The 22,094-nt window shown below is 67.5% G+C and carries 18 protein-coding genes and 3 pseudogenes; 8 read left to right on the forward strand and 13 right to left on the reverse strand.

All coding sequences use genetic code 11. The annotated features are described in order from the left end of the window. The first annotated feature begins 159 nt into the window (after nucleotides 1–159). From KBX50_RS25635 to KBX50_RS25645, 3 genes are all read left to right on the forward strand, one after another. The gene (locus KBX50_RS25635) at nucleotides 160–1,776 is read left to right on the forward strand and encodes a helix-turn-helix transcriptional regulator (protein ID WP_307871071.1); all 1,617 of its coding nucleotides are present in this window, start codon (nucleotides 160–162) and stop codon (nucleotides 1,774–1,776) included. Next, nucleotides 1,773–2,327, forward strand: coding sequence for a GNAT family N-acetyltransferase (locus KBX50_RS25640; protein WP_210940240.1), 555 nt, complete (start codon nucleotides 1,773–1,775; stop codon nucleotides 2,325–2,327). Before KBX50_RS25635 ends, KBX50_RS25640 begins: the two co-directional genes overlap by 4 nt. An 87-nt stretch (nucleotides 2,328–2,414) precedes the next feature. After that, complete coding sequence (locus KBX50_RS25645) at nucleotides 2,415–3,302, forward strand: PfkB family carbohydrate kinase (protein ID WP_210940241.1); 888 nt, start codon at nucleotides 2,415–2,417, stop codon at nucleotides 3,300–3,302. 192 nt (nucleotides 3,303–3,494) lie between these two features. Here KBX50_RS25645 and KBX50_RS25650 read toward each other — a convergent pair whose 3' ends face one another. Continuing rightward, nucleotides 3,495–3,845 (reverse strand): Lsr2 family protein, encoded by a 351-nt coding sequence (locus KBX50_RS25650; RefSeq protein ID WP_210940242.1) that lies wholly within the window; start codon nucleotides 3,843–3,845, stop codon nucleotides 3,495–3,497. A 208-nt stretch (nucleotides 3,846–4,053) separates the two neighbouring features. After that, nucleotides 4,054–4,265 (reverse strand): annotated as a pseudogene (locus tag KBX50_RS25655) (macro domain-containing protein); the annotation flags it as partial. 253 nt (nucleotides 4,266–4,518) lie between these two features. On the opposite strand from KBX50_RS25655, the gene KBX50_RS25660 reads away from it, so the two are divergent. After that, a complete protein-coding gene (locus KBX50_RS25660) occupies nucleotides 4,519–7,062 on the forward strand; it encodes an NACHT domain-containing NTPase (protein ID WP_210940243.1) in 2,544 nt (847 codons plus the stop codon). Here the strand turns inward: KBX50_RS25660 and KBX50_RS25665 are convergent. Beyond that, nucleotides 7,050–7,832 (reverse strand): transposase family protein, encoded by a 783-nt coding sequence (locus KBX50_RS25665; RefSeq protein WP_210934479.1) that lies wholly within the window; start codon nucleotides 7,830–7,832, stop codon nucleotides 7,050–7,052. The genes KBX50_RS25660 and KBX50_RS25665 overlap by 13 nt on opposite strands. A 136-nt stretch (nucleotides 7,833–7,968) precedes the next feature. Between KBX50_RS25665 and KBX50_RS25670 the strand changes: the two genes are divergently transcribed. The 4 genes and pseudogenes from KBX50_RS25670 to KBX50_RS32990 form a co-directional block, all read left to right on the forward strand. Beyond that, on the forward strand, nucleotides 7,969–8,340 hold the full coding sequence (locus tag KBX50_RS25670) for a hypothetical protein (protein WP_210940244.1): 372 nt from the start codon (nucleotides 7,969–7,971) through the stop codon (nucleotides 8,338–8,340). Between the two features lie 21 nt (nucleotides 8,341–8,361). Then, nucleotides 8,362–9,684: a hypothetical protein gene (locus KBX50_RS25675; RefSeq protein WP_210940245.1), complete on the forward strand. Its 1,323-nt coding sequence runs from the start codon at nucleotides 8,362–8,364 to the stop codon at nucleotides 9,682–9,684. Between the two features lie 762 nt (nucleotides 9,685–10,446). Then, nucleotides 10,447–10,980 carry a hypothetical protein gene (locus tag KBX50_RS25680; protein WP_210940246.1) on the forward strand — a complete coding sequence of 178 codons (534 nt, stop codon included), beginning with the start codon at nucleotides 10,447–10,449 and terminating at the stop codon, nucleotides 10,978–10,980. A gap of 196 nt (nucleotides 10,981–11,176) precedes the next feature. Next, a pseudogene (locus KBX50_RS32990) lies at nucleotides 11,177–11,372 on the forward strand (hypothetical protein); the annotation flags it as partial. A gap of 99 nt (nucleotides 11,373–11,471) precedes the next feature. Here KBX50_RS32990 and KBX50_RS25685 read toward each other — a convergent pair. The 10 genes and pseudogenes from KBX50_RS25685 to fxlM all read right to left on the reverse strand — a co-directional run bounded on the left by KBX50_RS25685 (nucleotide 11,472) and on the right by fxlM (nucleotide 21,748). Further along, nucleotides 11,472–11,927: pseudogene (locus tag KBX50_RS25685) on the reverse strand (PPC domain-containing DNA-binding protein). Further along, nucleotides 11,920–12,993, reverse strand: coding sequence for an asparaginase (locus tag KBX50_RS25690; RefSeq protein ID WP_307871068.1), 1,074 nt, complete (start codon nucleotides 12,991–12,993; stop codon nucleotides 11,920–11,922). The pseudogene KBX50_RS25685 and the gene KBX50_RS25690 overlap by 8 nt, the downstream one beginning before the upstream one ends. 127 nt (nucleotides 12,994–13,120) lie before the next feature. Beyond that, the gene (locus tag KBX50_RS25695; protein ID WP_247674422.1) at nucleotides 13,121–14,047 is read right to left on the reverse strand and encodes an aminoglycoside phosphotransferase family protein; all 927 of its coding nucleotides are present in this window, start codon (nucleotides 14,045–14,047) and stop codon (nucleotides 13,121–13,123) included. Then, on the reverse strand, nucleotides 14,044–15,066 hold the full coding sequence (locus tag KBX50_RS25700) for a hypothetical protein (RefSeq protein ID WP_210940249.1): 1,023 nt from the start codon (nucleotides 15,064–15,066) through the stop codon (nucleotides 14,044–14,046). Before KBX50_RS25700 ends, KBX50_RS25695 begins: the two co-directional genes overlap by 4 nt. 160 nt (nucleotides 15,067–15,226) lie before the next feature. After that, entirely contained in the window at nucleotides 15,227–15,469 is a 243-nt protein-coding gene (locus KBX50_RS25705) for a helix-turn-helix domain-containing protein (RefSeq protein WP_247674423.1), read from the reverse strand. Nucleotides 15,470–15,524: 55 nt separating this feature from the next. Then, the gene (locus KBX50_RS25710; protein ID WP_210940250.1) at nucleotides 15,525–16,439 is read right to left on the reverse strand and encodes a thiopeptide-type bacteriocin biosynthesis protein; all 915 of its coding nucleotides are present in this window, start codon (nucleotides 16,437–16,439) and stop codon (nucleotides 15,525–15,527) included. A 13-nt stretch (nucleotides 16,440–16,452) separates the two neighbouring features. Continuing rightward, nucleotides 16,453–17,532 carry a lanthionine synthetase C family protein gene (locus tag KBX50_RS25715; protein ID WP_210940251.1) on the reverse strand — a complete coding sequence of 360 codons (1,080 nt, stop codon included), beginning with the start codon at nucleotides 17,530–17,532 and terminating at the stop codon, nucleotides 16,453–16,455. Further along, nucleotides 17,529–20,273, reverse strand: a complete 2,745-nt coding sequence (locus KBX50_RS25720; protein WP_210940252.1) for a lantibiotic dehydratase — start codon at nucleotides 20,271–20,273, stop codon at nucleotides 17,529–17,531. Before KBX50_RS25720 ends, KBX50_RS25715 begins: the two co-directional genes overlap by 4 nt. A 76-nt stretch (nucleotides 20,274–20,349) precedes the next feature. After that, nucleotides 20,350–20,496, reverse strand: coding sequence for an FxLD family lanthipeptide (locus KBX50_RS32995; RefSeq protein ID WP_281582658.1), 147 nt, complete (start codon nucleotides 20,494–20,496; stop codon nucleotides 20,350–20,352). A gap of 13 nt (nucleotides 20,497–20,509) precedes the next feature. Continuing rightward, nucleotides 20,510–21,748, reverse strand: coding sequence for a methyltransferase, FxLD system (fxlM, locus tag KBX50_RS25730; protein ID WP_210940254.1), 1,239 nt, complete (start codon nucleotides 21,746–21,748; stop codon nucleotides 20,510–20,512). Nucleotides 21,749–22,094 lie beyond the last annotated feature (346 nt).

Here is a 22,094-nt window from a genome sequence, read left to right on the forward strand (position 1 = left end):
GTTCGAGACCAACTGCCTGGCGCCGGCTCGGATGTTTGTGCGGCCGTGGTGACGGTCAGCATCGTTGTCGCTGTTGTGGGCTAGTGTCGGCTTGCTTGCGTTGTTCGCATCGTCGATGGCGGTGGAGGCTTGCTCGTGGATCCGCAGCGGCTCAGGGATGTGAAGCGGGCGCTGGGAAGGACGTTGTCTAGGTGGCGCCGGGCGCGTGGGTTGACGCAGGACGATGTGGCGCGACGGATACACAGCACACGAAGCACGGTGGCGAACGTGGAGTGCGGCCGCCAGGTCGTGGATCGGGTTTTCTGGGCGCAGTGTGAATCGCTGCTCCAGGCCGGCGGCGAGTTGATCGCAGGCTACGACGATTACCGGTCGTTGGAGGTACGGCACCGGCAGGAGAAGGCTGATACGGCGCGTCAGGCCCGGTGGGCGGCGGCCCTCGACCCTGAGGCGATCGCGGAAGTGGCTTCGTGTCGGTGGCCTCGTGATTCTGGACGGTCGCTGCTGTCGGCGACGACGCTGGGGGTTTTCGGCCCTGGGACGCCGGCGGATCCGACTGCCGGGTCTGATGTGGCTCCGCAGTCACCAAGTCTTCACACTGCCGGGTCCGGGGCAGTTGTTGCCGGTCAGCTCGGCATGGTCATTGATGGCTTGTCCGATCGTGGCGGCAGGCTTCAGGCGGGTGACACCCCCAACCGCTGGCTCGGTTCGACGAGCGGCGGTGACAGTGATCGGATGGAGGGCGAAGTGCAGCGCCGTAGCTTGCTCCAGCACGCCCTGACTGCTCTCGCTGCGGGTGTGGGCGCCCCAGCCCTGGACGCGATCCGGACCGGGCTTGCCGCATCGATGTCCGGACACGAGGCAGCCGATATCGACGTGGCGGAGTGGGAGCAGGTCGGCGAGGAGTACGGGCGCGCGTACTACACGATGGCGCCGACGTCACTCATGCTGCATCTGGCCGCGGACCTGGCAGATCTCCAGCAAACGCTCGCGGTTAGTCGTGGCCGCCGCCAGAGGGACCTTTCGCGGGTGGGGGCACAACTCGCGGCGGTCATGGCGATGTCATTGGCCAAGGCCGGCCAGTTTCAGACCGCACGACGGTGGTGGCGCACCTGTCGTGTGGCTGCTGACTCCTGCGGCGATCCGGCTATCCGGGTGTGGGTGCGCGGCCAGGCCGCAGTCCATGCCCTCTACGACCAACGCCCGTCACGCACACTCGCCCTCGAGAGGGCGGATGAGGCTTTGGCTATCAGCGGCGGGCGAATCTACCCGGGTACCGCTGAGGCTCTCGGCGCCGGAGCGCAGGCCTGCGCTCTGACCGGCGACGTAGAGCGCGCACACGCCTACACCAGGCTGCTCGCGGACGCGTTCGGCAAACTGCCTGACGGTGTTACCGCCGATACCGGCAGCATCTATCAGTGGCCGCAACGGCGTCTGTGGCACACCGCCAGCTACGTCCACAGTCACCTGGGAAAGACCGAGGATGCGCTGCGGGCGCAGGAGCAGGCACTGGCTCTCATACCTGACTGGACCCCGGCGGCTCGTGCGCAGGTGCATCTGCACGCGGCGATGTGCCTGATCAGGGACGGCCACCTCAACGACGGCGCGAATCATGCGGGACAGGCCATCGCTGCACTGCCCCGGTCACGCCGAACCGCGCTCGTTGTTCGCCTGGGACATGCGGTACTCGACGCGGTACCTGAGGGACAACGGCATCGACCGGCGGTCATCGGACTCCACGAGGTGCTCACCGCATCCGCCTCACCGGACGTTCCGTGACGGGACTGGAAGGCATCCGCCTGCGTCGCCACGAGGACCGTGACCTCGAACAGGTGATCACCGCTGCTGCCGACCTGTACGAGCGGGTATACACCGAGCCGCCCTACAACGGCGGACCGTTATTCACCCGGCACCGGTTCCTGCAACGCACGGACCGCCAGAAGCAGACACCCGGGTTTGTCCTTGTTACCGCGTGCGCCGAGGACGTCTTGGTGGGCTTTGCGCTCGGCCTGCCGTTCGGTGAGGGGCACTGGTGGCGCGGCACCAGCACACCACAACCACCAGCAGACCTGGTTGCCGCAGAGAAATTCGCCGTGATCGAACTCGTCGTCCACCCGGACCGACGCGGTCGAGGACTTGGTCACGCCCTGCTCGACGTGCTGCTTAACCAGAGGCCGGAACAGTATGCCATCCTGCTGGCAGAACCCACCGCCCCAGCGCGAAAACTGTATGACCGATGGGGTTGGCAGCAGGTCGGCGAAGTACAGCCGACCGATGATGCCCCCCTTCTCCACGCCCTTGCCCGCCGCCTCAATCCGGCCAACACGTAACCATGAAGTGTCTGGGGCGGCCGATCGCATGAAGGTGACTTGGACCTACGACCGGAGCGACCGCCGCGAACTGGCCACCATCGGATGATGGATCAACGACCTGGGCAGGGCCGCCCGCCGCAGCCGCCCCAGGTCGCCTTTGTCGGCCGCGCCAACATCGACATTACCGTTCGGGTTCCGCAACGGCCCGTGGCTGGCCGGACGATGTTCGCCTCGGCCCCCGCCACGACCACGCCCGGGGGCAAGAGCCTCAACCAGGCTCTGGCCGCCCGCATGGCCGGTGTCCGCAGCAGCCTGGTCAGCGCCGCTGGCGACGATCCGTGGGGCACATTTCTGACCCGAGCCCTCGACGACGCGGCCGTCGACGTGTCCTTCTTCCATCTCGTACCCTCAGCGTCGACCGGCGTCGCAATTATCGAAGTCACCCCCGATGGGGAGAACTACATCGTCCTCGCCCGCCACCCGAAGGCCGAACTTACCGGCGAACACGTGCGAGATGGACTTCAGCAGTTACAGGCACCGATCGTGGTGACCCAGCTCGATCTCCAACCGGACGCCGTCAATGCCGTCTTCCGCCATCACCACGCCCGGAGACTCATCGGCAACCTGGTACCCCATCCCAGGCTCGGACCGACCGCGCTGACCCCGCTCGACGTGTTCGTCTCGAACGAGGCCGAAGCGGCGGTAATCCTGGGCCGTCACCACGCAGATCCCTCAGTCGCCGCCGAAGGACTGCGCAAACTCGGACCACGAGCAGCCGTGGTTACCGCCGGTGCTCACGGCGCCGCCTACAGCAGCCCCGATCACACCGCACTCATACCCACGCAACACGTCAACGCTCTCGACACCAGCGGAGCGGGCGACGCCTTCCTCGGCACCCTCGCCGCGCAACTCGCACGCCAGGCACCCCTACCGCACGCGGTCGCCGAGGGCGTTGCCGCCGCGACTACGTTCGTGCAGATCGGCGGACGGTAATCGCCTGTCCCGTGCGTAGAGGCGGTGTCCCTGGCATACGTAACGGTGGTAGTGCCTGGACCACCGACCAGGGCTGCTGCTGCCCGTCGCCCCGCCGTGAGCGAACTCAATCCCGTTCATCCGTCGAGTCGACTGCCGGGGCCTACGTCAGTCAGGAGATGGAGAGGACGCTGGACGGATTCCGCGAGCCGGTCAGCGGCCCGCCTTCGCGTGGTACTCATCCACGATCTCCTGCGGAATCCGGCCTCGGTCAGAGATGTCCTTGCCCGCCTTCTTGGCCCACACTCGGATGGCCCTGTTCTGCTCGCGGTCGGCGCTGGCAGAGCCTTGACCACGAGCGGCACGACCACCCACAACCACGCCGCCGCGACCAACCTTTGTGCCATGGGCGACGTACGGCGCGAACACCTCACGCAACTTCGCCGCGTTGCCGTCCGAGAGGTCGATCTCGTACTGCACACCATCGAGCGCGAACTTGACGGTCTCGTCCGCGTCTCCGCCATTCAAGTCATCGACCAGCTTATGAATAATTTGCTTTGCCACGTCTGGCACATGCCTTTCGAACAAATAGTCCTACGAAGGTCAAAACACAATAACCTGTGCTGCGCTTGCTACGTCAACATGACCGCTGCGGCCTCGCGTCACCATATCCGATCCCAGCATCTTAAGCTTCAAGACAAGCACCCCACGTGCAGCTAGTAGCGACTCAGGTACGAACCGTCTATGCGGCGTCCTGGAATCAGGCTCTACACTGGCCGGCGGGGAAGCCGTATACGCCGGTGACGATTGGCGGGAAGGTGACGTTGCGGGCGCCGAGTTCGTCGGCAACTGCAGGCTCCTTCGGTAGCAGGAGGCCAGAAGGTCGGCCTCGTCGTGACGGCCGCCTACCCAGACCGGTCCCACAGCGTGGATGATGTGCCGCACCGGTGGGTCGAGGTCAGACGCCGGGGTAGCCATCGCGTCGGTCTCGTTGTCACACACGGCGATGCCTCGTTGGCGGCGCCGGGTTGACGTTCGGCCGTGCCGCGGTCTCCGACCGTGGTTGAAGACTACAGGCATGGTGGCGCGTGAAGGCCGCCGAAGTAAGCTGCATGGTGAATCAATCAGACGCCGCGCGCAAGCGTTTACGCCGGACGGGAGAAGTGCACTCGCCAGTTAAAGTGGTGGATTCAGACCATGCCTGCGTACCCCTTCGTCGGTCGGATTGCGAGACCCCGTGACCCAACTTCCTGAGATCAACTGGCATCAGATCCGCGGCAAGGCACCGTCGGGGTCGCGTCGTGACGGGTTCGAGGAACTCGTCAACCAGCTGATGATCTCTGGCAGCCTGGTCTCGTGGCCGGCTGGCACCACGTTCACCACATTTGGGAATCCCGATGGTGGTCGGGAAGGGCGAGGCGAACTGCCGTGCGGTGCAACCTGGGGGTGGCAGGCGAAGTATCTGTTCACGCTCGACGATGGCGCGTTCACGCAGATTGACAAGTCCGTTCACCGTGTCCTGACGACCGAGCCCACCCTTGAGCGGTACTTCATACTCCTGCCCTACAACCGGCCCGGTGGCGACACCGCTAAGACGAAGAGCGCGTGGACCAAATGGAACGAGCACGTCGTGAGTTGGGAAGCCGCCGCAACGGCGGCCGGCAGGGCGGTGACCTTCGAGTACATCGGCGAGACCCAGTTGAACGATTGCTTGCTCCAGCCCTCGCAGCTAGGGCGACTGCGCTACTGGTTCGATCTGGACGTCTTTTCCGAGGATCGGTTCCGGGAAATCGCGGCCCGGGCCGAGGCGGACGCGGGTGGACGGTACAGCCCCGAGTTGAACGTGGATCTCCCGATCGCTGCCGTCTTCGATGGCCTCGCTCACACCTCGGCGTTTGAACAGGAGATCCGGATCGCGTTGGCCGCCCTCCGCAAGGCGCGAGGCACCTACGGCCTGTCGACGCCTGAGAAACGTCCAGATCTGTTCGAGCCCGCGATCGGGGCGCTGGGTGAGCGCCTCGACCGCCTCGACGAACTGGTGGCCGAAGCCGCGCTTCAAGCACGCCGGCCGCACGGCGCGTTGCCCGATCTCATCCCCGCCATAGAGGCCGTCCGCGAACCGTTGGAGAAGGTCTCCGACCTGCTCCGGCAGCACTGCCTCCAGGGTCGCTACTACACCGGTAACGCTGGCAGTCTCTATGCTCAGCTTTCGGCGATCCGTTCAGCCGTCGGTGGCTTGAACGAGCTGGGCGACGGTAGGGCATGGCGCAGCTTCACAGCGACCGCAATCCTCGTGACCGGCACGGGTGGTGCGGGAAAGACGCACCTGCTGTGTGACCTCGCCAGAAGCCGCGCCGCGGACGGCCTGCCAACAATCATCGCGCTCGGCGAGCAGTTCGAGCACGGCCCCATCGAAGCCGACCTGGGCAGGATCATCGGATTCCACAGCCCGACCGGGAAACTGTTGGCCACTTTTGACGCCGCCTGCCAAACCACCGGCGAAATCGGCCTGATCATTATCGACGGGCTGAACGAACCGACCGACCGCGCGCTGTGGAATAAATACCTGAACAGCTTCCTCGATGACGTAGCCAAGTACCGGCACCTCCGGCTCGTCCTATCCTGTCGTACCGAGTATCTCGCCGACACGTTGTCGGACGCGTTGCAGGCCAGGCTTCCGGCGGTCCAGCACACCGGATTCGAGGAAGTTCCGCGTGAGGCGATCAGACACTTCCTCGACTGGTACGGCATCGAGCGGCCCTCGTTCCCGACGATGGACCCCGAGTTCACCAACCCGTTGTTCCTCAAACTGCTCTGCACGGCATTGCAAGCCCGGGGGGAGCGGCGGTTCCCGCGCACGGGCATCGGAACATCGTGGATCTACGACAGCTTCGTTGATGCGATGGACATTCGGCTCTCGGTCGAGGAGCGCTGCGACTACGACCGCAGGGCCTCGCTCGTCCGGCGCGCCGTCGAGCAGATTGCCGCCGCCATGCATGGCCAGGGGCATAGGTTGCCCAGAGCGGACGTCGCGTATATCACGTCCTCGCTGCTTCCAAACCGCAAATGGAGCCAGAGCCTGCTCAATGGTCTGCTAAAGGAGGCCATCCTGGCGGACCTCCGGATCGACGGCGCGGACTACATCAGATTCGGATACGAGCGGCTCGGTGACATCGCCCAAGCCAAGTTCGTCGCGGCAAAAGACCTTAACGCGGTGAAGGCTGACGTGGCCCGGCTAGCCGAGCGATGGTGGGCAAACGCGGGGGTGCTGCAGGCCCTGGCCGCCGTCCTCCCCGAGGTATACGCCGTCGAGCTGGTCGACCTGCTCCAGATCTCACCGGACGAATACCACCCTTACGCGCACACCGACTTTCTACTCAGTGTCGCTTGGCGCAAGCCCGACGCGGTCAGCGGTCGCAGCGTGGAGATTCTGGTGGAGCTCCAGCGCAACCCGGACTTCGCCGACCACGCCAACAACACGGTTCTGCAGGTAGCTACCGTCCCAGGCCACCCATTGAACGCCGAGTGGCTACACCGCCAACTCGCCGGCCTCACACTCCCCGAACGGGATGCGGCCTGGTCGTACTTTTGCGACCGCCAAGGCGAGATCAATGGTTACCTCCCCGGTCTGATCGACTGGGCATGGTCCGACGCCAGCCGCGGGGCCAACGACGAAACCCGCCACCTCGCGGTACTCACGCTCGCTTGGGTGTTGACCTGCTCGCACCGGCCAACGCGAGACAATGCCACGAAGGCAATGAGCCTTTTTCATCCTGTGTAGCGGTTGGATTCGGTGTGGTGCAGGACGAGGATGGCCTGCACGATCGCGGTGGCTCGGCGTGGGCAGCAGCGCAGCTTGGCGAGGATCTTCCAGGTCTTGAGCGTGGCAATCGCTCGCTCACCGCGGGCGCGGATCTTCGCGTGGGCGCGGTTCACGGCTTTCTGCCTGCGTGACAGCTTCGGCCGGAAGCGGCGCCGCTTGAACGGGGTACGCACGCTGCCGTGGGCGCCCTGATAGCCCTTGTCCGCGAAGGTCATCACGTGTGCACTGGTCAGCGCGTCGATGATGCCGTGCGTGCGGGCAGCGGTCAGGTCGTGAGCCGATCCGGGTAGCGCGGGCGATGCCCAGACGAGGCGGCCCGCTGCGTCGGCGATGACCTGCACGTTCACGCCGTGGCGTTTGTGTTTTCCCGAGTAGTAGGGCTTCTGGTCGGCGATCCGGTCGATCGGGATCAGGGTGCCGTCCAGGATCGCGTACGCCAGCATGCGGATGCGTTTCATCGCGGTGGCCAGGTCGTCGGCGGATGCCGCGAGCAGGGCGGTCGCTTCCTGCACGTAGCGCCAGGCGGTGGCGACGCCGATCGCGAACCCGCAGGCCAGCCGGGTGTATGTGTCGCCGTTACGTAGATGGGCAAGGGCGAGTAGTGCCTGGCGTCCCGCGTCGAGGCGCCGCCACCTGGATCGTTGCTGGTTACGGTGCTGGCGGATGCGGTCGGCGAGGTGGTTGAGGGTCCGGCTGGACAACGAGATCGTGGACGGGTAAGACAGCACAGGCGAGGCTCCCGGTCGGGGCATCGGGTTTTGGTCGATTTGCTGTCTTACCTGGAGCCTCGCCCTCATCGATCCCGGGGCTACGCACACCTCCTCTGACCTGCAGGGTCAGGATGAAAAGGGCTCAATCATCGCGTTGCTGGAGCCGGCACCGCACCTGTACAAGCCGACACTGCACCACTTCGTCGACATCGGCGACGACTACATCGAGGAGCGCCTGCTCGCCGTCGGCTGCGGCCTAGCCCAACGGACCCTCAGCAAAACTGCGGCTACCGGCGTTGCCGAGGCGATACTGGACTTCACCCTCGGCCGTAAGTATTGGCCACAGAACTACCTCAGTCGGGACTATGCACGCAGGGCAATCGACGCCGCTCTTGAACACGGCTGGCAGCCGGGCATCAAGGACCTCGCCACTCGCGTCCACCCGCCCTACGCCTCGGATTGGATCGCCCCGCAGCTATCGCAAGCAGAGATCAAGGAACTGGCCGGACCGCCTGACTATCGGTAAAGCATCGTCCACCATCCAGTAATGTCCGACTTCGACGACTTCCGCAGGTACGTGGTCGACTCCATGGTCCACAGCTTCAAGCTGGACAGCGACCTCGACGCGGATCATCTCGGCATGATCCTGTTCGAGCAGGCGCTCCAACTCGGGTGGACACCTGAACGCCTCGGCGCTATCGACCGCAACGTTCCGCGCGCCACCTCACGCGACGGCAAGACGTACGAAGGATACGCCCAGAAGTACATCTGGATCGCGTTCAAGCAACTCGTTGGGCGAATGACCGACCGATACGACCTCGACCCAAAGCGGCGAGACGACGGACGAACCTGCTATGAGACGCCACTCGACGTCTACGGCCACGACCTCGATCCGACGATGCTCCAACGCCGAACCGAGAATCGGGTCTACGCCGACACCCCCGCCACCTGGTACGCGCCCGCCGAGGTCACGTTCCCCAACCACCTCGACCCCACCTGGCTAACCACGGACGAACACAGCCCACCGGTCGATCGTTTGCTCGTCTGCACGAACGAGGCGGGCGTAACCTGGCTAGTCCTGGAAGGCCACTATCAGTGGTCGCAGCCACAGAATCCAGACGACGACGCCGCGGGAATACCTCACCACACCATTTGGGCGCAGATCCGCTCGTACCTCATCGACGCCGCCGACACGGACGCGTGGGCGCAGTGGGCCCAGGGCCAAGACTTCTATGGCCGATGGATGCCCGAGTCCGGGAGCCCTACCGGCCTACTGCTCGCCGACCATCCATACAAATCGGACTGGCCGAACCTGGAGGGCCGCGACAGAAGCCGCCATCAGGATACACCGCTGCCTGGTCCTCTTACCATCACCACTACCCGCTACGGCGGCGTCGCCAACGACTGCGACCAATCCGACAGTAAGCACCTCTACACATTCCTACCGTCAACGGCGTTCTGCTTGGCGGTGAGCCTGAAGCGGGTCGGCGACTTTGAATGGGGCAAGGACGGCATGGTGGCGGCCGAGAGCTTCTCCGCTCGTGAGACCGGTCCCGATACTGTCCACGTAACCGCCGAAGCACTCATCCCGGCTCTCGCTGCGAACCAGAAGTGCCTGCTATGGACGATCCTGGCAGAGAAGGAAACGACCCTATCCGACCATCGCTGGCCCGCCGATGGGGAGCCGGTGTTCCGCTCATATTCAGCGACTTATATCTTCGATGGGACCAGCATTCGGCGGCTTGACGCCAGCGCACGCACCCTCCACGCCGGGGGAAGAAGCTCGCACGAGACCGCTTGGAGCTTGCCCAGCGAGATCGGCGCGGGACGTCCCCCGGCGCGGCAGCCGCCTACAGGTTGCGGCCTTTGAGCATGCATCCGCTCATGATTGCGGAGGTGGCCAGATCAGCGGTGTCGGCACTTTTCGAGCGTTCGGCTAGGGGTCGGTGCCCGGGAACGTGGGCTTCGGATGTTGGGGAACCAGTCGGGTTGGCGTTCCGCTGGCCGTACGACTTGCGGTGACAATGGTGACCGGTCGGGTGACGCAAGAGGTCCGGCTGCCGCCCGCGCGGCGGGTGCCGGTCATTCTCAGGGGTCAGGGCTGAAACTGAGCGGCATGGTGGGAGGGCGGTAACGCGCTTACCGCCTCGCTGTGCGCACGGTCGGCGGTAGATGGGGCACTTGAGGCGAAGCCGCGAGGCTTTGGCTGCGCAAACGGCGGCGATTGTGGTAGGAATTCGTTCGTGGCAGGCCCGCGTGCGTATCACCATCAGGGAACGGCACTGTGGTACCAGACCCGGTCAACGCAGCATCGACGGTGTCCGCTAGGTCCCTGGCCAGTCGTTGACGCGGCTGCCTGCTCGCTTCGATGGCGGATGCCGATGTTGTGGACAGGGTCGCCCATAATAGTCGCCATGGAGCTGAAGCCACCGACACAAAGCGACCGTCGTCACGGACTGGGCAAGAGTGCTGAAGTTGTCGTGTCTATGATTCCTGGTATCGGCGGATCCCTCGGGGTCGTGCTCGCCGATACACTTGCGCGTCCATACAACCGGCGGATGGAGGAGTGGCTGACCGACTTGGCAGTCACCCTGCATGAGCTCGAGAAACGCGCGTTGGCAGTTTTGAGGACTTGGCCGAAAGCGAAGCTTTCCTGGACGCAGTGGCGGCGGGAATGCGGATCGCCGCACGAAGCCGCCAGGAGAAGCGGAAGCTACTTCGTAATGCAGCGCTCAACACTGCACTGGGCATGGATCTGGACGAGGACCGCCACCACGTCTTCTTCGATCTTATTGATCGACTTCCACCAGCCTCGTTTCGCCTGCTCAAGTTTCTCGCGGACCCACGGTACCGTGAGGATGTGATTGGCTACGAGCCGCCCCGTCCGTCTCCGGTCTTAGTGCCCATTGCCGATATCGCTCAATTGCTATCGCCTACGTCGACTCCAGGCGAGCGCGACGGCAACGTGTTGGTCTTTTTAGATATACAGTGCCAACGACTCAAGGGCGAGGCTTTGCTTGACCTCAGCGCACTCACTGAAGCCGGATACGACAAGGAGAATGAGTACTTTGCTCATTACGTGATGTTGGACAAGGTAACTCGATTTGGCCGAGCATTCCTGGCATTCATTGAAGATCCGACGGATGATGATGCGTCGGCGGGGTGATGGTCGGCGCGCATCGGACTTGTCATTTTCCCGCGCAAGAGCCACCCACTGAAGGGCGTTAGGACTGGCGCCAAAAGAGCAAATTTAGCAACTGGAATGCACGGGCTCGCCGAGCGCCTTCCTGAGGCCAGAGGTGCGGCCGGCAAGAACCACATCGGCGTAGCGGCTAGTAGAACCCCAAAAATTACCGACTCGGTCTGAGGTTGAGAACCGGATGCCTATTTGGCAGTATCTGCTACGCAGACAGTACAGTCTGGGCCTCGATCCCGGTGTTCGGCCGAAACTTTTAAGCAGTAAATCTGATGCTCGCGGTTCAGCTTATGGCCGGGCAGGTCGACGAGTTGGCCGACCGACTGCACGGCGAATTAGCCGGCAGGAGGTGCTTTCCGTAGCTTCCCGGTGCTCGTGCCCCGCCGGACTCTCGCACGATGGCCGACTCACTCAACTCGGCCATGAGCGGAAGCTGCGTAGCCGATCGCGGCTCGGTGTCGTCATATTTGGGCGAACTTTAGCTGCGGCACGTTGTGCAGGTGAGGGTTTGGTTGTCGGTACATCGTGGCTGAGGTGATCTCGATGAGGAGCATCTCGGTGAGGAACTGGACGGTGGCGTCGAGGAGGTGGCTGGTGTGGGCGGTGGCGCTTTGTTCTTCAGGCCGATGGTGATGTGGATGTGGGGGTAATCGTGGTGTGGCCCCAGGCGATGGTGCCGCCGGCGAGGGTTCGATGTTGGTGAGGTCGACGTGTGACCAGACGGGGGCGTTGGGGTTGTCGAGTCGGTGGCAGGTGCCGACGATTTTCGCGGTGGACAGGCCGGCGATGAATATGGGGATGTAGCTCTGTCGGATGCCGTGGGTGTGGCAGGCGTGGGTGAGGGCGGTGTAGAAGTCGTCGCCGTGGTCGAACTCGACGCCGATCATGCGGCCGGGGGTGAGGTCGTGGCTATGCATCCGTCGTGCTGGTTCCCGTGGGCTGGTGGTTGGGCCAGGGCCAGGTGGTGGGTTCGGTGAGTTCGCCGGCGGTGGTGATCGCGTTGGCGATGTCCTCGGGTTTCGCGGCGGCCGCGAGGAGGGTGCGTAGCAGGATGCGGGCTTTGTAGGGGTGTAGCCAGCCTGCGGGGATGAGGCCGCGTGCGATGAGGTCCTGTTCGGAGCCGGGGAAGCCGTAGGTGTGGGTGAGGGTGGGTCCGGCGGGGGTGCGGGAGGCGAGGATGACGGGGATGCGTGCGGCGAGGGTGGTGAGGGTGTCGATGAGGGGTTCGGGGACGTGGCCGACGCCGAAGCCGGCGACGACGAGCCCGTGGAGGCGGCCGCCGAAGGTGTCGAGGATGGTCGGATCGTCGTCGAGGGTGACTGTGTGCAGGGCGACGGTTGCCTGGGTGGTGAGGTTCGGCGGGGGGACGGTCAGCCGGTACGGCAGTCGGGTCAGCATCCGTACGGTGCCTTCCAGGACGTAGCCGAGGGGGCCGGTGTCGGGTGAGCGGAAGGTGGCGCCGCTGGTGGAGTGGGTTTTGGTGACCCAGCGGGCGGCGTGGATTTCGTCGGCGAAGACGACGAGACAGCCGTGGTCTCGCGTGTGTGGGGAGGCGGCGGTGTGGATGGCGGCGAGGATGTTGGCGGGTCCGTCGGCGCCGGCGAGGGTGGGGTTGCGCATCGCGCCGGTGACGACGAGGGGTTCGGGCCGGTGGTGGAGCAGGTCGAGCAGGTAGGCGGTTTCCTCGATCGTGTCGGTGCCCTGGGTGACCACGACTCCGTCCGCACCATCGACGAGGGCGTCGGCTGCGGCGGCGGCGAGTTCGGTGAGGTCGGCGATGGTCAGGGACGCGCCGGGGCGTCGCCGGAAGTCGACCACCTCGATGTCGATGCCCGCGTCGGCGAGCCCTGGTACGGCGTCGACGAGTTGGTGGGCGGACAGGGTGGGGCTTACTGCGCCGCCGGTGTTGCTGGTCATGGCGATGGTGCCGCCAAGGCCGAACACAACCACGTTGGGGGCGGACGTTGTCGAGGTCGAGGGCACGGAACTCCTCCAAGACGTACGGCGATCGTGATGATGTGGCGACCCTGTTGGGGACGGGTTGTCGACGAGCGGCACGTCTCGTGACCAGCGCATCTGGGCCGATCCGGCTGGCCTGGACGGCGATGGACTACAGGTCGGCGAACGGGATCCAGCGTGCGGTGTCGTCGCGTTGTTGGATGGACCGTAGTCGGACAGCGAATTCGCGTGCGATGTGTGGTCCTGAGGCGAGGAGCGGGACGGCGGCGGCGACCATCTTCAGTTCGCGGGCCACTTTCAGGGTCGGCCACGCTGGGTCGGTGGTGACGTCGTACCCGTAGGCGGCGGCGAGGCGCTGGTGGGCGCCGGGGCGGCGGAAGCGGACCTCACCGACAGGGACGGCGACGAGGTCCGCCTGCCAGGGGCCAAGGCAGGTGGCGTCGAAGTCGCACAGCACGGGGCGGCCGTCATGGCGGCGGAGCAGGTTGCCGACGTGCGCGTCGCCGTGGACCAGCCGGGCTGGTGTCTGCTGGTGGAGGTCGGCGACGCGGGGTTCGAGTTGGTCGCACCAGTCGAGGAGGAACTGGCGGTCGGAGTCGGACAGAGCCTCGGCGTCGGTGAGGCGGGCGCGGGCGTCACCGACCGGGTTCCACATCGGTAGTGGCAGGTCGGGCGGGTTGAGGTGGTGGAAGGTGCGGAGCACTGCGCCGAGGTCGGTCACCTCGGGTGTGGGCGGTTGGGGCGGCAGGTAGGTCCAGATGGTGGCGTGAAGCCCGTTGACCGCGATCGGTTGTTCGTGGCCGGAGGCGAGTCGGATGGTGGGTGCGTCGATCTGGGCGAACCAGCGGCCGAGGGCGGCGACCTTGACGACCCGGTCATGGAGGCGGTGGGAGCGGGTGATCCGGATGACGATGCCAGCGTCGGGGATGGCGAACACGGCGTTGTTGGTCAGCCGCAGCAGCCGCAGGTTGTCGCTGTCGACGCCGAGTTGTGCCGCTATCTGCTGTGCGGCCTGCCGCATCGTGGCTTGGCCGTATCGGCCGCCGGACTTGGGGCTGTTCGTGCCGTTGTCGGTCATGCGGCCGCCGGGGGGAGGCGGGTGATGTTGTGTCGGAAGTCAGCAAGACCGCTGTGGCGGGTGTCTGCAGGGATGTCGCGGCTGAGGTTGCGGACGCGGTCTCGGACTCGTCGCGAGGTCAGTTGCCGTTCGTGGTGGATCACGTCGGTGCCGACGGCGATGGCCTGGTCCGGTTCGCCGGCCAGAGCGAGCGCGCTGCACAGACCGATCTTGTTGAGCACGGTGCTGCGCACATTCTGCGGGCCGAACGTGCTGATCGCGGCGCGGGTCCAATCCACGGCGGCATCGGCGTGGCGGTGGTCGTGGCGGGCGAGGTCGCGGTGCACCCGACCGTACTGGGCGAGCAGTTCACCGCGCTCGTAGAAGCGCATCCAGGCCGGCTCCTGGTCGGGATCGATGTCCTCGAAGTGGCCACTGGCGTGCTGCAGGGCGGTGGTCGCGGCGGAGCGCTCGCCGAGCGCGGCCAGGGAGGCGGCCTCAGTGCCACGCAGCATGGCCAGCAGAGCGGGGGTGGCCTCGGAGCCGAGGGCGTCGTAGGCGAGGCGGATGGTGGCGAGGGCGTCGTAGTTGTGGCGCAGGTGCTGGAACTGGCGGGCCTGGCAGTAACGGATCCGCGCGGCGAGCTGTCGGTTGCCGGCTGTGACGGCGGTGCGTTCAGCGGCGAGCCAGTGGCGACCGGCGTCGCTGTGCCGCCCGGCGTCGAACGCGGTCCAGCCGGCCAACTGTCGGGCGCCGGCAACCGCCGTGGCGAGGCTCGTGGCCCATCGACCCGCGTCGGCCCGGTGGAGCAGGACGGAGGTGGCTTCGGCGAAGCGACCGACCTCGGCACACAACGCGCCGCCACCGATCTCGTAGTCCACCGATCGGTACAACGTGGTGACGGCTTCGATGCGGGCGACGTCACTGGCACCGACGCGTCGACCCACCGTGTGCACCGTCAGGCCCAGCAGCCCGCAACCAGCAACGACACCGGCGATCGACGCCAACAAACTGCGTCGCTGGATGTCGACGCCGGTCACGTCGACACGATGATCGTCGCGTTCGGGCTCGCCCCCGGTTAGGAAATCAGCTTCGGGTTCGTCGGCCATAGTTTCCCCGTTCATCGCTGTTCCCCAGCGTGCTCGGCGTGCGGCCTCGGCCTTCTCGACGCGGTGTCTGGTCTCGAGCTGGCGGTAGGCGTCATAGGCGGCGATGAGTTCGCCCTTGGGCGTCGAGGAGCGACTCACATTGCCGCCAGAAGACCCGGTCCACCACCTGATGGCCGCGCTCGACCATGGCAACGGTGCTGCGGCTGCTGCGGACCTGCCGTGCGAGATCACCCTGAATGAGTTGGCGCGTTTTCCGCCAGGTGGCGAGCTTGCGGCCGAGCTCCTGCCTCGCTTCCTGTAGCTGCTGGCGGTCGATCATGAGCTGCCTACCCATCTGGAGACTGTCGCCCCGGGCGCAGCGGCAGTGTTCGAGGCACGGCAAGCCGACACTAACGAATCGCAGTCGACATCGGCTGGCTCGCCTCACGGTGCTGAGCACTCTCCGAGGCAGACACGTCTCCACCAACCGCCTCGAAGTCTGCTGGCGGTGCCGCGGGAGGCAGCGGCCCTTTGACCTGGCCCGGCCAGCACTCACCCGGGGGCACCGGAGGGATGCCGAAGATGGCGTCGGTGGCGGCGTGGGCGAGCGTGGCCTGGGTGGTGGCGGGTATCCCGATCCGGTTCCAGTGGAAGATCACGTGTTCGACGATGACCGCGCGCACACCACGAATGAGCTGTCCCGTCTCGCGTAGGCGGTGCAGGGCTGCGCCGGTGTTCTCGAAGGCGGCCTGCCAGTCGCCGGGTGTGCGGGCGGTGCCGAGGAGCAGGTGACGGACCTTGCCCGTGAACGCCTCCCAGATGTCGGCGTCGGGTGCGGGCCGCTGGTGGGGTGCGGCGGTGCGGCGGTGGGCGAGGCGTGCCCAGACGTCGCCTTGTTCGTTGAGGTCGAGCCCGGCGGCGCGCATGAGGGCGGTGCACAGGACCAGGGAGCGTTCCCGCCTGTCGGTGGGCTGGTCGTGGAGGTAGGTGAGCAGGTGGCGGCTGTCGTGGTGGAACAGGGTGTGGGCGGTGTCCATCGCTCGGGTGCCGCCGAAGGTGTGGATTTCGGGTTCGTAGATGTCGCCGCTCCAGGCGCATCCCTCGGTGAGCAGGTCGATCAGCGGCGCAGGGCTGGTGTGTGCGGTGGTGGGTAGGTAGCGGATGCGCCAGGGTCCTTTGCGGATGAACCACCAGGCGGTGATCAGGCCGGCGGTCTCGGCGGCGGGTAGCACCCGGCTGAGGTGCGCTACCGCCTGCTGTTCGCGGTCGTGGCGGCTGCGGCCGGGGTAGCTGATGGTCACGTGCTGCCAGGCGGCGTGCGTCATGACGGGGCCCCTTTCAGGTGAGCAGGAGGCAGGCGTCCCACCCAGTGGCGGTGGTCGCGGCGGTGGAAAGGCGGCAGCCGGCGGTGCCGTCGAGAAACCCGGAAGGTGCGTCGGCGGCGGGCGCGGCGTTCTGGTGCAGGCGTGCCAGGTCCGTGACGGGTGTAGGGGTGAGGGCGTCGGCGGCAATGCGGCGGCCGGTGGCCAGCAGGCCGGCGGTGCCGTGGCAGAGGCTGCGGTCCGTGAGCCGCTCAAGTTGTGCGGGGTCGGTGACGCAGGTGGTGAACGCGGTCTCGGCGAGGCGTTGGCGGGTGGTGTCGTGCAGGGCGAGGGCGGCCAGTTGGTGGGCGCGGGCGATGCCGGGGGTGCCGTAGCACCAGGACGGGCGCCCCGGCTGGTGTTGGGTCGGTGCGCCGCGGTGCAGGTCGTCGACGGTGAGGGTTTGCGGCCACCAGACGCCGCCGGTCTCGGTGTGCTGTTGCCAGGTGTCCAGCCACCGGCAGATGCGGGTGATCGCGATGGTGTGTCCGTCGACGGTGATGCCGTCGCGGTGGGTGAGGGCGAGCAGCGCGAGGGGGCCGGTGATGCCGTGGGCGATGCCGTGGTTGGCGTGCCCTCCTGGTGGGGGCGGCTGGTGGCGGTGGGGTCCGTTGGCGCACCACCAGCCGGGCAGGTCACCGACGGGTCCGGTGAGCCGGACCAGATAGTCCAGGACGTGGCGGAGCAGGACGTGGTCGCCGAGGCGGCGCAGGACGACGCCGAGGCCGGTCAGGCCGCGGATGAGGTCGTACTCGGCGTAGTGGGGTTGCTGGCGGGAGTCGATGCGGCGGTGTGCGGCCTGCAGCTTCCGGCGGGTGACGGTGGCGGTGCCCGTGGCGGCGATTGTTCGTGCGCGGGTGAGGCCGGGTTCGTTGCAGGTGGCGAGGACGAAGGCGAGTGCGGGGGCGCCGTAGAAGAGGCTGGCGCCGGCGGCGATGCTGACGCCGTGGGCGGTGGCCTTGCGTAGGGCGGCGTACGCGGCGGCCTGGTTGCCGGTTTCCAGGTGCAGCAGGGCGATGCCGGCTGCGCCGTCGGCGAGGGACTGTCCGGTGGTCATGACGGTGCCGGTCGGGTGCGGGCGATGGTGCGGGCCAGGCGTAGGCAGTGTCGTTCGGAGGCGAGGTCGACGCCGATCATGCGGGCGTGGTGCAGGTGCAGCAGGTCGGCCAGCACCTGGTCGAGGTTGTGACCGTCGGCGGCGGCCAGATCCCGGTAGCCGGTTATCGCCGACGCCAGGTCGCCGTCGCGGTGCGGGGTGCGGGCGAGGTCGAGTTGGGCGGGGTCGAGGCGTGAGCCGCGGTGGTGGGGGACGTGGTCGGCGAGCCAGCGCCGGCCGTCGCCGGTGAACGCGTCGGCGATGGCGATCATGCCGGCGGCGGTGCGGGCCTGACGGTCGCCGGTCAGCCGCCGCAGGACAGTGCGGGAGTCGGCGGCGAACACCGCCTCCGCAGCCGTGAGGGTGTGTCCGGTGCCGTGGCGGGTTTCGGGCCGGTAGGTGTGCAGGCTGTAGTCGTGCACCACACCGTCGTCCTCCAACCGCTGCATCCATTCGGCGATGGTCCTGGCGGTGACCGCGAACTGGCCTGCGTCGTCCAGGGGAATGCGCAGCCGCAGGTGAGGTTCCGGGTCGGGGTAGCGCAGGAACCACCAGCCCGCAGGCAGCAGCGGCGCAGTCCGGCGGGCGAGGTCGGTGACGATGTCGTCGACCCGCCCGGACAGGCGGCTCTCCAGCCACGACGACTGCCCGGGCCGATGCCGCACCGTGCACACCTCTCGGGCAGGTCGAGGCGGCGGGGTGACCGGTGGGGTGTGGGTGAGGGTGAGCAGCAGTTCGGCAGGCCGGTTGTCGATCCAGCCGGCTGGTCCCGGGGCCTCGGTGACGACCGTGCGAGCCTGCCGCTCCAGGTGTCGGCGTAGCACCGCCAGGTGGGCGTTGTCGTTCAGGTCCAGGCGCAGCTGCACATCGTCGGCGCCGACCAGGATCTCCTGCGGCAGCCGGCGGCGTTCGCGCCACCGCTGCCAGGCATCACGCCACCGCGGCCACGCCACCCCGCGAGGGAGAACCGACTGGTCGATGATCCAGCGGGCGGAATGAAGGATGCTGCTTCCGCGTCGCACACGAGGCAGAAACGGCAGATCGGCGGCGTGGCCCCAGTCGAATCTGCCGCACGGTGCCGCCCACGCGGTCCCGATCTCGGTCAGGAACCGCATCAGCGGTTGCTGCAGACCCGGGATCAGCACACTGTTGAGCAGCAGCGGCTCGACCGGCCGCCCGCTGCGGCGCGACACCAGCCACAGCCGCTGTCCGTCGCCGGTCACCGCCAGGTCCGCCACTGTGAACGGCGGGTCAGGGTGGAAATCACCGACGGGCAGGACGGGCAACACCCCGGGAGCGCGGGCAACCGCGGCCAGGTGGGCGTCCAGCGGCGGGCCGGACACCTGCACCGCGACCGCGCCGGGCAGGACCGTCGGCAGGTTCCGGTAGACGTCCTGGAAACAGGCCCGTTCGGCGGGGGTGAGCAGGTGCAGGAACCGGCCGGCGGACACCCCGGCATGGCGGGATCCGCTGAGCACGTGCACCGTGAACCTGCCTCGGTCCAGGTCGTGCCCGGTTGCGGCGGCGAGGGTGAACCGCAGCTCGGTGTGCGGGACCGGCGGCCGATCATCGCCGTCGCCAAGGCGGCCTATCAGGTCGTCGTCGAGGATCACCTCCGCGCCGCCGTCCAGCGCCGACTGCTGGGCCAGATGCCCGAGCAGCCGCTCCCGGCCGGTCACCAACGCCGGTGCGCGCCGGGTGGAGCCGCGGTAGCCGGCGGGAAAGCCCAGCACGGCCAGGACCTCGCGCACCGGCACGGCCGCACCCGGACCCCACCGCTGAATAAACGCCCGGTGGTACTCCACCCACCCCCGCATCCGCGGCGCGACCGCCGTCAGCGTCGCCGCAGCCCGGCCGGCCTCCCGCAGCACCGCCGGCGGCAGGGACACCGACACATCGACACGCAGGTCCACCGCGACCTCACCGCCACGCGGGTCGGGTAGCGGGGCGTGGCGGGACAGGTGGGCGGCGGGGTCGGTGACGGTCATCGCCGGCCGCACCGCCGACAGCAACACCCCAGCACCGACCAGCGAACCCAGGAGGCGCTCGGCCGCGCCGATCCTGCCGGATGCGGGCCCGGCGACCTTGGCGGCGAGGTCACCGAACATGATCGGGGAAGCCGCCGCGTGCAGTGCCGCCCGCACCGGCCCGGTTAGACGGACCTCGACGTCCCACCGGCGGTCGCCCTCGGCACGGGCGCAGGGCAGCACCCACACCTCACCGCGCTGGTAGCCCACCGCGTTCGTCACCACCGCCACCCCGCGCAGCACCGACAGGTCCTGCTCCACCCGTGCGGTGTGCGCGGCGATGAACCGCCCGTCCGGCCGAACAACCCTCCGGTGCGCCTCGCCCCAACGAACCGACGTGCGGGCACCGAAGGCGACGGGGGCGACGCCGGCGAAGGTGCCGAACGGTGTCGCCCGGCCGGTCCACCGCAGCACATACCGCACCATCGACTCAACGAGGCGCCGCAACCGATCCGGATCAGCAGGCTCGCCGGTCACCGCCCGGGTGACCTGCTCGCACAGGTGCGGGGAGGCGCAGGCGACGGCCGCCGCGAACCCCGGCAGCGCCCACACACTGGTCAGCCACTGCCGCCACTGCTCCGGTCGCTGCGCGGTCAGGTCGGGCCACGCGGGCAGGGTCAGACCGCTCGGGTAGGCGGCGACTCGGATCAGCGCCGCACCAGCCGCAGGAAACACGCTGCACCACCGCAAACAAGGGGAAGGGGCCCGGTGTCGGCGGACACCGGGCCCCGACAGAGGGTGCGGACAGGGGTTACTTGCTGCCGCCGGAGCAGGCGTTGGAGCCCGTGTTACCGGAGCCGCAGTTGTCGTCGGTGCTGGTGGCGTACCCACCGGCGGCGGGGCCGGCGTCCACCAGCGTGATGTCCAGGTCGAACTCGTCGAGGTCCGTGGTCTCCACTCGCTGTGCCTTCCTATGCGGGGGTGAAGGTGAGGACGAGGCGGCTGTGCCGCTTGTCCAGCACCGTCCCGGCCGGCAGGTCGCCGTCGGGAGTCCGTGCGGGCAGGACATGCAGCACCGGAGCCGGTTCGCCGCCGTCCACCCACGCCCGCATGTGCGCCACCATCCGCCCGGCCGCGCCGGCGGCGTCCGGTCCGTGGGCACACGCGCCAAGGTCGAACATGTCATCGGTCCAGCGCAGCGCCGACCGGTAGACGAACGTGGCCCCGTGCAGGACGGCGGGCGTACCGAACCGCCACGCCGGCGCGACGACGCCGGTATCGACGGCCTCCTGCTGCGCCGCAAGCACCACGAACTGATCCACCTCGGCGGAAAGCCGCGCCGCCAGCCACAGGTCCAGATCAGCCAGGACCGTCCGCGGCGGCAGGGCCACCTCCGCCCATGCCTGCTCCCGCGGCCGCGACAACAGATCACCGACCAGGTTCGGGCTGACCTGCTGACCCTCATCCAGCCGCAGATGCACACCGTCGGCCACGTCGACGTACCGCACATCGTGGGCTCCGGCGCCCTGCATCGCCACGAACCCGCACAGGCGCTGACTCAGGCTGACCAGCCGGTCACCGTCACGACGCAGCGCCCACGACCGGGTCATCCCGAACGTCCGCAACGGCACCACCAACACGCCGCCCTCGACCAGCTGGGCGGTCCACGCCGCCGGGATGTCCCACGCACCGGCCGTCACGATGATCAGGTCGAAGCAGGGACCCGGAACCAGCGGCTGCTCGGCGTCGGCGCACACCACCGTGACGTCGCCGTACCCCGCCGCCGTCAGACACGCCACGGCCCGCTCGGTCACCTCCGGGTCGATGTCCACGCTCGTCACCGACCCCGACTCACCAACCAACTCGCGCAGCAGCGACGCGTTGTAGCCACCCGAGCCGATCTCCAACACATGCCGGCCCGCCAACCCGCCATCGAGAGCATCGGCCGCCTGACCCAGCATCTCCGCGATCAACCACGGCGCCGACACCGAACTGACGGTCTCCTCACCGCGCCGCTTCGTGACCACCGCACTGTCGCCGTGATAGGCCTCCTCGACCGCAACCCCCGGCGTGAACACCTCCCGAGGCACCGTCCGCAGCGCCGCCTCCACCTCCGGCCGCATCACCAGCCCTTTCGCCTCATGATCAGCGACCAGTTGGTCGACCATCGTGTTCCGGAGGCCTTCGCTGCTCACCGTGTCGACACCCATGTGCTCTCACTTCTCCTATTCGCGGGCTATCCGTACGACCCGCTTTTTCTCTGCATCCGAGGCTGGCAGGACGGCCTCGGGGGGTACGGATCCTTATGCCGCAGGGGCGCGGGCGTTCGTGGAGCCGGGCGCGTCGGCCGGTGCTTCGCCTGGATCGTCGCGGTGAAGCCGCTACGTCAGGCCGAACCTCGCCCCAACTGGTGCGTGCCCGGGGTCGGTTGGCCGCCGATCGGGGGAAGCGACGACCAACCGACCAGCACCACCGGGACGACAGGTGCATAGCCGAGGGTTACGGCCGCTCAGATCTGCTGCCGCCCCAAGGGCCGCACGATCCGATCGCTGGCGG

Origin of the sequence: Micromonospora sp. C51, assembly GCF_018070435.1 — a bacterium.
In the GTDB taxonomy this organism is placed as follows: Bacteria; Actinomycetota; Actinomycetes; order Mycobacteriales; family Micromonosporaceae; genus Micromonospora; species Micromonospora sediminimaris.